Origin of the sequence: Colwellia sp. PAMC 20917 (assembly GCF_001767295.1) — a bacterium.
GTDB lineage: Bacteria > Pseudomonadota > Gammaproteobacteria > Enterobacterales > Alteromonadaceae > Colwellia_A.
Map to the genome: position 1 here is coordinate 138451 of NZ_CP014944.1, position 12960 is coordinate 151410.

A 12960-nucleotide genomic window follows, 5' to 3' on the forward strand; every position below is an offset into this window, starting at 1 on the left:
TTTAACAAATTTTATAATCATTGCTAATGGTTAAACAGCCAACGACTGATGCTTTATTTTATAATGAATACAAGACTTTATAAAATAAACATCTGCCGTTTGACTGATGCTCTATTTTGTAAAGCAAATGACTTAAATTTGATAAGCATTAATATGAATATCTTAACCTTAGTGCGTCAGGATAAGGTGCTAAATAAGATTGATTTGTTAAATAATCTTTAGGGTATTGTAATAGGTAATGCTTGATTAACGTTAAAGGAACAACTAATGGCACAAGTCCTTCACGATAAGCATCTATCTGATCACACAGCTCTTGTCGTTCATTAGCTTTTAGATGCTGTGAAAAATATCCTTGAATATGGGCAAGAGTATTTGCGTGTTTTTTACGAGTCGCTTTTATTTTTAGTGCAGTCATTAGCCCTAAAATATATTCGTCAGCCATATCAGCAAGCGGCATATCTGCTCTCGCTAACAATCGACCTAGATCTTTGTAAGCAATTAAATCATGACTCATTACTGTGTACTTATATTTACTGTGAAATGTTGTTAATTTGTGTTTAGTTAGCCCTGTAGCAATGAGATTTTGCCAATGCTTGTAAGCAAATACACGAGCGACAAAGTTTTCACGGAGCACCATATCGTTTAAGCGACCATTTTCTTCACAAGGCAGTAGTGGGTTAGCTTCCATAATAACTTTAGCAAACGCACCTATGCCGTTAGAAGGTAACGCGTGACCCTCTGGATTATAAACTTTAACCCTTTCCATACCACAACTTGGGCTTTTAGCACAAAAGATATAGCCACTTAAATCTTTAGTCGCTTTGGCGACTTTTTCACCGTAAAGCTGAAGTGCTTGTGTAACATCACCACTGCCATCAGGACGAGATACATGAATGACATCGTCCTTTTTTATTAAACGAATTGTCGGCCTTGGAATAGGTAAACCTATTGCGACTTCAGGACAAAAAGATTTATACGTTACGTGATTACTAAATTCTTTTATACAAAAAGTAGAAGGTTTGTTACTTGCATCAAAGCGAACTTTCTCGCCAAGCAAACAAGCACTAATGCCAATAAGTAAATCTTCTTTGTCGACTGAATGAATCATATTTTTCCCTAAAAATTTTAGAACATCTGCTTAATTAATAGATAAAGGAACCTATTGGATTCAGTAATTTATTAATGCCCTGTGTAAAGTGCATAGCGTCATTAGCTACAGTATAACAAAGACAACCATTGCTTGAAATTGGATTATGAAGATGCTCACCATCAAGCATAATAAAGTCACCTTTTACATATTCACCCTTTTCATCATGAAAAGAACCTTCTAATAATAACGTTAACTCAAAACCTTTGTGGGTATGTTGAGGAACAGAGCCGGTTGGCTCCATGTGCAACAAATTAGTATGAATTTCATTTTCATCAAGCTGTACACGTTTTCTTGCTAGTTTACCTATATGTGCTGTTTTTCCCAACATCATATTATTCAATACGCTAGGTAATTGATAAGACTTATCTTTAAAACTGATTGTTTTTGTTTCAACGGGTTGCATAACATCAACCGCATCAGAATCTGTGATGCCATTAATCATGTCATCAAAATTTATCGCTAAAATACCTTCAGAAACTAAATCGCCACCACTGTGAGTAGTATTTGTAGTTGACTCATCAAAATTCAATTCTGCTACCTGGTCAGTTAACAGTGATATTTTCTGTTGACAAGTTGAACACATACTAGCGTGAATGGAGATACCTGCGGACAAAGAAGCCGGTAAATCACCATTAACAAACGACTGTATTAACTCAAATTTTGGGTGATGTTTAATCATGATTTTCTCCTAACTGCACTTTGAGTTTTGCTAAAGCTAAACGCAAACGAGATTTTATAGTACCTAGAGGTAGATTTAGATGGTTCGCTAGTTGTTCTTGAGACATTTCCATAAAATAGAAACCTTTAACAACTTGCTGTTGCGCTTCTGGTAATTTCTCAATTACTGATAAAAGCTCTTTATTTTCAAGATGATCATCAAATGATTCATCTTCACTTACTTGGCTTTCTGCTAATGGCCAAATGTCATCACTGAGGTTGTCTTCTTTATTGCCCTTAATCTTACGTAACATATCAAAAGTTACATTTCGCATGACTGTATAAACCCAAGTCGTAGCAGCTCCTTTGTCTTTATCAAATAGATGGGCTTTGCGCCAAATATTACTCATGGTCTCTTGAACCACTTCGCTTGCTTGTGCTTCATTAGGGAATTTACCCCGGGCAATTCGTTGAATTTTAGGTGCAAAAAAATGAAACAAATCGGTGAATGCTTTTTTATCTCTTGTGCTTGCAACGTCGTTAAGCCACTGACAAAGCTGAGGATGATTAATTTTTTCTGTCATGTTACTAGATTTAACATTTGTCACTGTGCTTAGCAAGTTAGTTTGCATCACTTCTATCACCGTTTTATTATATTTAAATGCTTATACGGATAAAAATGAATAAAGATCACTAATAACTAAATATATTTATATTTATTTATCTATAACAGATTGAACCAATTCTTTTGCCGCTTGAAAATCATGGTCAATAATAAATGTAGCTTTAATGTCTAAATCTATTGGTAGCAGCTCTAGCCATCTTGCAATAACCCAAGTTGGACGAGTGATTTCTTTTTGCTGATATAAATCATCTAAGTCCGGATTGTTCGTGAACACGTTTGCTAAAGACTCTGACAACTCAGAGAGTGAAGTATCGACTGAAGATTGTGACCAATGATGAATTTGCTTTACATCACCAAAATACAATTTATCGCTATCTAAGGTTAACGTATTAATTTCTACTAATGATTTACATTTGACATCAATTTCTAATATTCCGTCATTTCCTTGATCAAAATTAATAATTTCGACCCAACTTCCCCACAGTGAATTGGTAATATCATTATTGCTATTCTTTGACCATATAACGAAGCCACCATTTTTAGAAGCAATACCCACCATTTTTAAATAGCGGGCTTCAAATATTCTTAATTTGGTGATTCCCTCAGGTAGAAGGAATATAGGCAAAGGAAAAACAGGTAAATTGATTGTAGTTATTTTCATATATTTATTACTTCTATTATCTTATTAATATATACGTTTATGGACACAAAATGATCACAATTACATTAAAATCACATAAGCAGAGGTGTAAAAACATCTATCTATGTGGTCTATGCATCTAAAGTAAACTACATTCAGTTAAGCCACTATGCTTTGATCTGAGCCGATAGAGATTACTTGTTCATTATTACCGTCATGGTTTGTCATACGTTAAAAAACAAGCAATCGATCACATAAAGATAAGTAACAGGCAAAAAAAAGCCCCATAGGCTGGGGCGTAAAAATATGCATATAAATAGGTTATGCATCAAAGGGTAAAACTATTTCTTAGTCAGAGTCACTATGTCATGTCGATAAAGATTAACTGTTATCGTCATATTTAGTTATACGTTATTGGCCAGATAATCGATCACTTAAAAGTAAATAATAAGCAAAAAAAAGCCCCATAGGCTGGGGCGTAAAAATATGCATATAAATAAGTTATGCATTAAAGGGTAAAACTATGTCTTAGTCAGAGTCACTATGTCGATAAAGATTAACTGTTATCGTCATGTTCGGTTATACGTTAATGGCCAGATAATCGATCACTTAAAAGTAAATAATAAGCAAAAAAAGCCCCATAGGCTGGGGCATAAAATCAACTCATTAGAAAATGTAATACGACCTATTAATCAAGAATTACGGTATCGATACCAACAGATATTTTGGTGTTAGATAATATTGCATCTATTCCTGTAGCCTGAAGTGCTGCGACTAATGTAGTAAAACTGCCAATACTAATAGCAGCATCAACAATGGTTATTTTTTCTTTTTGTGTCTCTGTTGTTTTATCATCATTACAAGCTTGTAGAAAAAACATATTTATAATGGCTACTGTTAATACTTTAAAATATTTCACTTTGCTTCCCTTATAAGCTTATTGAGTTAATTTCATTTCAAATTACGCATAAAAAAAGACAAAGTTCACAATATTTTGATAAAATATTAAAACAATTTTGAATGATCTTATAAGATTAATACTACGTATTAATTTAGTTATTCTAATCATTGGATGTACCTATGAATTATCTTATTACCGGTGGAACTGGCCTCATTGGCCAAGCATTGATTAAATCTATAAATACCGAAACAAACAAGATTACGGTGTTAACTCGAAATATAAAATCAGCAAGTTCAGTCATAAATAAAAAAGTCCAGTTTATTGATAAACTCTTACTTACCAACATAGAAAGTACTGATATTGTTATTAATTTAGCCGGCGAGCCTATTGCTGATAAGCGTTGGTCACAAGAGCAAAAAGATAGAATTTGTCAAAGCAGATGGGATATTACTGAAGAAATAGCACAGTTAATTTCTATTGCAGAAAAACCACCAAGTTTGCTTATTTCTGGCAGTGCAATTGGTATATATGGTCGACAAAACAGTCAAGCCATTGATGAAACCTTTAAAGATTTTCATCAAGAATTTACTCATGAAGTCTGTGCAAAGTGGGAAGAAAAAGCCTTACTTGCTTGTTCAGCAAAGACTAGGGTTGCTCTATTACGTACCGGGATAGTATTAGATAAGAGTTCTGGAGCCTTAGCTAAAATGTTATTACCGTTCAAATTAGGTGTTGGCGGGAAGATAAGTAAGGGCGATCAAATTATGTCTTGGGTGCACATTGACGATATGGTCTCTGCAATATTACATATAATTGATAATGACAACTTGTCAGGACCAATAAACATGACATCTCCTAATGCGGTAACCAATGAAGTATTTTCAAAAGCTTTATCAAAATCACTTCATCGTCCTAGCCTTTTCACTACGCCAGCCCCACTACTTAAACTTATTTTTGGTGAAATGGCAGAGTTGTTGCTGTATGGACAAAATGTGGTACCACAAAAACTATTAAATAGCGGTTTCGTTTTTAAACATAATAAAATTGAAGCCGCTTTAACTGACCTACTACAATAACTTAATTAGACTGACAGCTTTGGTTTGTTGTTTCCTTATCAAAAAACAATGTTATTTCAGCAACCTGAACACCAAATTTAGACATAGCAGTTTTGTTAAAGACCTTATTTTCATCTAACTGATACATCCAATCATCCATAGCAACTTCCATTATGTCACCATCAAGGTTTAACGATAATGTATATTGAAACTGAAAAGCAAAACCTTGATGCTTGCCAATAGCCTCACCGACAACATCTTCTGCACCGCCAACATAACTTCCATCAGATAGTTTAGTCAATTGCCAATTACGATAGCTTATTTCACCGTCATCAAAGTAAAATTTTTCTGCAAGTATCCCCTGATTTTCTTGCCAACTTCCTTCAATTTCGACACAAAAACGTCTTTTAACTTCATTGGTATAATCTTGAACTATTCCCCAAGCAATAACCTTACCATCAAAGTAAGATTTTATATCAAATGGCTTAGCTACTGGTTTGTATTCCTCTAACTCTACCGAACAGCTAGAAATAAATAAGCTTGTGGTAATAAAAGCTAGAGTTCTTATATATTTATTCATCTTTGTTAATTCCTAATAATTCAAGCCTAAGCTTAGGTTCACTGGTATTTTTTGATAACCATATATCGAGAAAAAGTTGACTAAATTCTTGCTGTTCAATTTCACCAATAAGATCGTTATTAAAATAAAAAGTACTCTTATTATTACTGACATATAAAGACAAACTATCGCCCTCTTTAATATCAGGCCATATTTTTTCAAGCATAGGTACATAGCGTTCAAAGTTTTTTCTTGGCACACCTAAATGCTGCCATTGTTCGACTGTTCGTTCAATTAAGTCTTTACTTGAAATGTCAGTCAAATAGTTAATCTGGTATAACAATTTTTCATCCGTTAACTCAATAGGATATTTTCCAGAAGTTGTCAGTAATTTACTTTTGTACAAGTCCCAAAAAAGCACAGAAAAAGTTGTTTGACCAACAGGTATATAAACCTGCTCTGTAAGAATATTATTTAATGTGTCTGGCTTGATATCATCAGTTGCTAACACTTGAACGGTAATAAATTGTTGTAACATGGTGATAACGATCAATCGAGCATAAAATTTAAGCATGATTTACCTCTTGGGTAATAATTTTTGATTTCAAATAAAAAAACAAAATAAACAATGTCCCCCATACCAACGCTAAAAGGGTATAAGTTGTAAGCATAGAATAACCAAAATCAACCGCTGATAATTTATAACCAGCAATATAACTTAATGGTGATATTAATCCTCCTATCACTAATTGCAGGACCTTAGAAGAAGCCAAAAATTGTAAGCTATGACAAATGGTGGCGGCAAAACTAGCCCACAACATCATCAGCCAAAAAGGAATATGAGCTTTTTCAATAAAAATGAAAATATTGAGCTGCTGTAATAATGAGTCAACACCAATACCAATGACGCTGACCAACAAGATTAACAACAATTCTTTATAATTCTTAGATTGAAAAAACAAGTGGGCAAGTAGAAGCATAAAGGCGAATGGAATAAAATTATTTCCCCAATAAACCAAGCCAAACCATGAAACATTAAAACCAATTAAATTAATCAACATATATTTATCAAATCAACCTTTTTTTCTATATACGTATCAATAAGAGAATAAGATCTATCCACCTAGGTTTAGCACAACTTATATGGAATATTTGTTCTTATATAAGCTAGCGGTACCACCATTGCTAAAATTAAACGGAAATACATTTTTGCTTTGATAGTATAAGTTTTATATCGCATAAGTAACATTGTGAAACCTATGATGATTACACTAGAGGTTATTAGCGTTGCAATGTTCTGTGCTAACAGTTTAGAGAGCTGTACCTACAAAAGCCAATAGGGTAAAAATGCCCGTTAGCAAAATAAAAGTATCGCTATATACTTTATACCCAAAGATCATTCTGAGCGGTAAGCTCTCCTGGTGAATCTCCGGTATTAACGACACCAGAAGGTTCTATAAGCATTATTTTACATTCATCTTTTGCATGAGGTTTATGTTCAACGCCTTTTGGCACAACATACATTTCACCCGCAAGAAGGTCCACTTTGCCATCCCTAAACTCAATACTCATAGCACCTTCTATAACAAGGAAAACTTCGTCGGTGTCTGGATGCGAGTGCCAAGTAAATTCATTTTGAATTTTAGCCAATTTAAATTGATAGTCATTCATTTGGGCAACCACTCTTGGTGACCATTGATCAGAAAAATGAGTGAACTTATTCAATAAATTTATCGGTGTTTTTAACATGAGATTCCTTAAAGGGAGAGTGATTTTTAATGTCCACTGAGCGATAGCGTAAAGCGCCCTTAATTGTCTAAAACGCTACACTGTAATTGTTCCCGTTAAGTATTGCACCGCTTTACCCGAGATATAAACTTTATCTCCTTCTATGCGGCACATCAGTTTTCCTCCTCGCTTAGAAGCTTGGTAAGCGATGAGGTCGGGGTTGTTTAACTTTTTAGACCCTGGTATGAGAGTGTTAGTCTAAGTTTAGGTTTCCAACTTAACAATAACGCTACACTGTAATTGTTCCCGTTAAGTATTTCACCGCTTTACCAGAGATATAAACTTTATCCCCTTCTATGCGACACATCAGTTTTCCTCCTCGCTTAGAAGCTTGGTAAGCGATGAGGTCGGTTTTGTTTAACTTTTTAGACCCTGATATGGGAGTGTTAATCTAAGTTTTCCACTAAAAATAACGCTACACTGCAATTGTTCCCGTTAAGTATTTCACCGCTTTACCAGAGATATAAACTTTATCTCCTTCTATGCGGCACATCAGTTTTCCTCCTCGCTTAGAAGCTTGGTAAGCGATGAGGTCGGGTTTGTTTAACTTTTTAGACCCTGGTATGAGAGTGTTAGTCTAAGTTTAGGTTTCCAACTTAACAATAACGCTACACTGTAATTGTTCCCGTTAAGTATTTCACCGCTTTACCAGAGATATAAACTTTATCTCCTTCTATGCGGCACATCAGTTTTCCTCCTCGCTTAGAAGCTTGGTAAGCGGTGAGGTCGGTTTTGTTTAACTTTTTAGACCAATAAGGCGTTAATCCAGTATGAATTGAGCCCGTTACTGGGTCTTCATCACCACCATTTGCAGGCCAGAAGTAACGAGAGACAAAATCAAACTCTGTTGATGTTGATGTCACCACTACATCATAAGGAGCAAGCTGCTTTAATTCGTCACTATTGGCGATAACAGCGAGCACATCACTTTCATTTTTGTAAATAACAAAATACGCTTGGTCATTTAATAAAACGTCGATGGGATTAATCGACAAACCATTTAATAACGCCGCAGGAATTTCATTTACGACTGTAGGCTCTTTATTAGGGAAACACATTTGTATAAGGCCATCGGGGGTTTTTGTAACTGACAGATCACCCACGGCCTTTGCGAAAAAGTTAATTTCTTTAATTGTGTTATCTTTAGCAAAAATAACAAATGAAGCCGCTAGCGTGGCATGCCCACAGAAATCAATTTCGGTTATCGGTGAAAACCACCGTATTTCATACGCTTGATTATTAATTCGTTTAACAAAGGCAGTTTCTGAAAGGTTATTTTCGATAGCAATAGACTGCATAAGCTCTGTAGTCAGCCAGTCTGAGGTTATAATGACAGCCGCGGGGTTGCCTTTAAACGTCTCATCAGTGAATGCATCTATAACATTTATCTGTAGTTCCATTAAAAATAATACTCCAGTGTGATCAATTTATCAGTGTTTTTTATCAATAATTGAGGCTTATTGAATAAAGCGATGGTTGCTGTTCTCGTTGGGTTCTCTCTGTTTACAACGTGCGCAGTATAGTACTGCGCACTTAATTTTATATGCTAAAAATTTTAGCGTTATGCGTTTTAGTTACACATCTAAAAACTAACCGTATTGATATCAACTGCTTTTACCTTACCGTATTTTTTTGCTTTTTCACCAATGATGTCAGCCTTACCTATAATGACTAACTGTAAGTTTTCTCTTGGAAAAACAGTTTTAACAATCTCATTTGCTTTGATGACATTTAGCGCATCAACATTTTTTTGAAAATCGTTAATAAAAGTATTATCAAGCTGTTGAACCCACATAGTAGCCAGTAAACCAGCCAGTTGACGGCTTGTTTCATATTTTGGAGGGAATTGCCCTTTAACATAAGCTTTAGCAGATTCTAAGGTATCTTTATCAATACCCTGCTCCCATAACCTGTCATAGGTTTTTAGCGCTAAATCGATGGCTTCAAAGGTTGTTTCATTTTTAGTGAAAGTAGATATAACAAACGTACCCTCGGTTGAGTAGCTATTAAATTGACTTCTCGCGCCATACGTTAAACCCGAATTAACACGTAATGCGTCATTTAACCACGAGGTAAATCTACCACCCAATATAGTATTGATCACTTTTATGGCAACCATATCAGGATGATTAGACGCTATGCCTTTACCACCTATGATAAAAGTACTTTCGTTAGCATCACTTTTATTAACAACCAATACGTTTGATTCTGCAGGTGCTTTAAAGCTCTTTAAATTAGGAGCACTTATATTTTTAGATGCCCAGTCTGAAAATAAGTCATTAATCTTTTTTTCCATACTTTTGCTATTAAAGTCGCCAACAACAATAAGTGCACTATTATTTGCTGAGTAGAACGCCTGGTAAAAAGTTTCTATTTGTTTAATAGAAAGCTTTTCGATGGTTGAAATATTGCCATCAACAGGGTTTCCTAATAAATGTTGTTGAAAATATAGCTGGTTAAATGCTCCGCCGATAATTTGCCCAGGTTGTTCCCTACTTTGTTTTAGATTTTCGAGGTGACGTTTTTTCTCTTTAACAAATTCTTCATTGTCAAAGCTTGGCGCTAATAAAATATCTCTAAATACTGGCAACAATCCATCAATATCTTTACTGGCAATAGATAAGCTTAACGTAGAGGACTCCATACCAACGCTGTTGCTAAAGTTAGCCCCGTGAAAATCAAATAAATCTTCAATTTCTTTTTTTGATAATTTATCGCTGCCAAAACCAAGCGCTGTCCCCGTAAAGTTCGCTAAGCCATAATTGTCACCGTCATTAACTGCGCCAGCTTTAGTCACCACTTTAATATCGACTAAAGGGACTTCATGTTGTTCCATCAAATAAACGGTTAAGCCGTTTTTCAATGTCAGCTTTTGATAATCGGGTAAAGTAAATTCAGCGAATACTGGATGACTTAATATCATGATAAAGCTGCAAATAAATAAAAGGGAATGTTTCATCTATAAATCTCCTTCGCTGCTGTCTTGTTCAGCGGCTAAAATGCCAACCGTGCGGTTAGACTTTATTAAATAGGTACTCGCGACACGCTTAATGTCTTCAACTGACACTTTGTTCATGTCTGAAATTGCCGTAAACATTTTCGAATAATCATCAAAAAATAACGCATATGTCCCTAACGTATTTGCTTTACCATTGATTGTGGAAAGCGTGCGATAAAAATCTACCTGAGCAATGTTTTTGGTTTTAGTGAGCTCATGCTCAGTAACACTATTAACAATAATATTATTAATTTCTGCCACCATCGCTTGCTCAAGCACACTCGCTTTTACCGTACTGATCGCGGTAGCGAAAACATAGAATAGATTGGGATCAAATGAATCCGGCATATAAGTAAAAACGCTTGTTGCTATTTGTTTATCGTCGACCAGACTTCTAGACAAACGAGAACTTTGGCCATCGCCCAAAATAGAGGCAAGCATTTTCAATGGATAATAATCTGCATGGCGAGTTTCTGGTACGTGAAAAGCAAATAATACATTGGCAGAGGTTGAAGACTCCTTTTGCACGTAAGTTCGGCGTTCACCGAGTTGCTTAGGCTCAACGGTATGTACTTTTCTTGGGCTTGATTGTGCACTGATCGGTGCAAAATGTTTATTTGCGAGTTTTTTTACTTGCGCTAAGGTGACATCACCACTGATAACCACAACAGCATTGTTCGGTGCATAATATGTTTTGTGGTAGGCTTTGAGATCTTCAATCGACCAATTATCTATGTCTGACTGATGACCGATAACCCCCCAACTGTAGGGATGTGCTCGAAAAGCGACGCCTTTTACTTCTTCATGCAGTTTACTGAAACTTGAATTTTCTAACCGAGTTGACCTTTCAGAGGTCACTACGCCACGTTCACTCTCTACCATAGCTTCATCAATAGCGAGGTTTTCAATACGATCGGCTTCTAAACTGAAAATTGTTTCTATTGCACTAACCGGGAACCAATTAGTATAAGCGGTAATGTTTTCGGAAGTGTAAGCGTTATTAGCTCCACCAGCAGCTTCCATTAAACGGTCAAACTGTTTAGGGCCGTATTTTTTTGCACCATTAAACATCATGTGCTCAAAAAAATGTGAAAGCCCTGTTATGCCAGGATATTCGTTTCTAGAGCCTACTTTCCAGAATAAATACATGTTGGCATTAGGGATAGAATGATCTTCTAATACGATGATGGTCATACCGTTGTCTAAGGTAAAAGACTTAACATCTTCAAGCGTAGTTAAGGCACTTGCAGACAAGCTTACCAAAGCACAACAAAGTGCTAGGATTAATTTTTTCATGTTATTTTCACTATAAACTTTAATTGTCATTGATTGTATTGAGAAAAAATAAATGTGCAAGCAACAAAGACGCGTCAAACGAAATTTGTTAATAAAATGTTGATTTTTACATTGATGATGACAGATTGATGTCATTTACTGGTATAATTAATCATCCAAAAGATAACTGATATAGTGATTAATTTTAATGAAATATTCCCTTGAGAAAGTAAAAAACCGCTAATCTTTCAATGAGCGGTTTTTCTATTTTGACGAGATAAATATAGGCACGGGTTTACTTGCGCTGTATCATTTTTCTTTAAAGTAAATGCCAGCGCTGTGTTTTACTGTAAGCAACACTTTTTATATTTTTTGCCACTACCACAAGGACATGGATCGTTACGTCCAGCCATAGCTAATGAACTCACCGGTACGCTGTTCTCTAAAATTGTTTTTTCGTCATAAAGGATATTAGCTAATAAACCACCTTCAGCCATTAACGACTCAAATATATCATGGCCTTCACTTGGAAGTGTATCGATTAGCTCATCTTCAGAGTCATCATCAATCCATGCCTTTAACGTATCAACGACACTAAACTCTGCCTGAATAATACCAGACTCTATCAGCTTAGGTGCATCTCCCCTGTGCCAGGCCTTTACCTCAGATTTTTTAAAGCGGTCTTCGTCAAATAAGTCTTTATCACATAATTCTACAAACTGATGTTTGAAATTATCAAGTTGATATTCAATACAAGAATCGGCTAATGCACTCATTAAAAAACTACTGATTGGATTAGGTAAAGCCAAAAAGGCTGCTAGCCAGCGAGTTACATGTTCACTTAATTCCGTCTTATCAATGACACCCACTTCGTATTGAGCAAACACCGCTTCAATAGCAGAAGCTTTGCAGTACATCGCTTGATGACCATCAACAATGTAATCAGACAATACTTGTGTATTACCATCTGCCACATTATAAAATAAGGTTGGCGTTAATTCAGTAAGAGCATCTCCAAACACCCCTTCAAGGGGAGTTAAAAAGGAATCACTGCGCGAGAATAACTGCAGACATTTTGACAACGCGGGAACATATTTTAATTCTGCTAGTAATAAGGTGCCGAAAAATAAAATCGCCTGTTGCTCATCGGTAAGCGAAGTATCATCGGTAATAAATTGATCGATGAGTCGCTCTAAATCAGGATAAAACACTGACCAATTCATTTTAACTGCTTCTAGCGCTTCAACAGGTAGTTCGTTGCCATGTGCAGTAGCGATTACCAATAAAGCTTGTTCTAAATTCATGTAAGTTC

Annotated in this window: 14 protein-coding genes; 1 reads left to right on the forward strand and 13 read right to left on the reverse strand. The window is 35.5% G+C overall.

The annotated features are described in order from the left end of the window. Positions 1-148: 148 nt before the first annotated feature. The 5 genes from A3Q34_RS00660 to A3Q34_RS00680 all read right to left on the reverse strand — a co-directional run bounded on the left by A3Q34_RS00660 (position 149) and on the right by A3Q34_RS00680 (position 3991). Positions 149-1108 (reverse strand): YbgA family protein, encoded by a 960-nt coding sequence (locus A3Q34_RS00660; protein ID WP_070373609.1) that lies wholly within the window; start codon positions 1106-1108, stop codon positions 149-151. 34 nt (positions 1109-1142) lie between these two features. Beyond that, complete coding sequence (locus A3Q34_RS00665) at positions 1143-1829, reverse strand: ChrR family anti-sigma-E factor (protein ID WP_070373610.1); 687 nt, start codon at positions 1827-1829, stop codon at positions 1143-1145. After that, a complete protein-coding gene (locus tag A3Q34_RS00670; RefSeq protein ID WP_070373611.1) occupies positions 1822-2439 on the reverse strand; it encodes a sigma-70 family RNA polymerase sigma factor in 618 nt (205 codons plus the stop codon). Before A3Q34_RS00670 ends, A3Q34_RS00665 begins: the two co-directional genes overlap by 8 nt. 84 nt (positions 2440-2523) lie before the next feature. Then, positions 2524-3093: an LON peptidase substrate-binding domain-containing protein gene (locus A3Q34_RS00675; protein WP_070373612.1), complete on the reverse strand. Its 570-nt coding sequence runs from the start codon at positions 3091-3093 to the stop codon at positions 2524-2526. A 667-nt stretch (positions 3094-3760) separates the two neighbouring features. Further along, positions 3761-3991, reverse strand: coding sequence for a hypothetical protein (locus A3Q34_RS00680; protein ID WP_070373613.1), 231 nt, complete (start codon positions 3989-3991; stop codon positions 3761-3763). Positions 3992-4152: 161 nt separating this feature from the next. On the opposite strand from A3Q34_RS00680, the gene A3Q34_RS00685 reads away from it, so the two are divergent. After that, complete coding sequence (locus A3Q34_RS00685; RefSeq protein WP_070373614.1) at positions 4153-5049, forward strand: TIGR01777 family oxidoreductase; 897 nt, start codon at positions 4153-4155, stop codon at positions 5047-5049. Position 5050: 1 nt separating this feature from the next. Here the strand turns inward: A3Q34_RS00685 and A3Q34_RS00690 are convergent, their stop codons facing one another. From A3Q34_RS00690 to A3Q34_RS00725, 8 genes are all read right to left on the reverse strand, one after another. Then, complete coding sequence (locus A3Q34_RS00690) at positions 5051-5608, reverse strand: DUF3833 domain-containing protein (RefSeq protein ID WP_070373615.1); 558 nt, start codon at positions 5606-5608, stop codon at positions 5051-5053. Beyond that, entirely contained in the window at positions 5601-6161 is a 561-nt protein-coding gene (locus A3Q34_RS00695; protein WP_083277843.1) for a chalcone isomerase family protein, read from the reverse strand. Before A3Q34_RS00695 ends, A3Q34_RS00690 begins: the two co-directional genes overlap by 8 nt. Further along, positions 6154-6648 (reverse strand): DUF2878 domain-containing protein, encoded by a 495-nt coding sequence (locus A3Q34_RS00700; protein ID WP_070373616.1) that lies wholly within the window; start codon positions 6646-6648, stop codon positions 6154-6156. The genes A3Q34_RS00695 and A3Q34_RS00700 overlap by 8 nt, the downstream gene beginning before the upstream one ends. Positions 6649-6970: 322 nt before the next feature. Beyond that, positions 6971-7336: a cupin domain-containing protein gene (locus A3Q34_RS00705; RefSeq protein WP_070373617.1), complete on the reverse strand. Its 366-nt coding sequence runs from the start codon at positions 7334-7336 to the stop codon at positions 6971-6973. A gap of 647 nt (positions 7337-7983) precedes the next feature. Next, positions 7984-8775: a PhzF family phenazine biosynthesis protein gene (locus A3Q34_RS00710; RefSeq protein ID WP_070373618.1), complete on the reverse strand. Its 792-nt coding sequence runs from the start codon at positions 8773-8775 to the stop codon at positions 7984-7986. 182 nt (positions 8776-8957) lie between these two features. Continuing rightward, a complete protein-coding gene (locus A3Q34_RS00715) occupies positions 8958-10334 on the reverse strand; it encodes a M16 family metallopeptidase (RefSeq protein ID WP_070373619.1) in 1377 nt (458 codons plus the stop codon). Beyond that, positions 10335-11669 carry a M16 family metallopeptidase gene (locus tag A3Q34_RS00720; protein WP_070373620.1) on the reverse strand — a complete coding sequence of 445 codons (1335 nt, stop codon included), beginning with the start codon at positions 11667-11669 and terminating at the stop codon, positions 10335-10337. Positions 11670-11992: 323 nt separating this feature from the next. Beyond that, positions 11993-12952, reverse strand: coding sequence for a DUF1186 domain-containing protein (locus A3Q34_RS00725; RefSeq protein ID WP_070373621.1), 960 nt, complete (start codon positions 12950-12952; stop codon positions 11993-11995). Between the last annotated feature and the right edge of the window lie 8 nt (positions 12953-12960).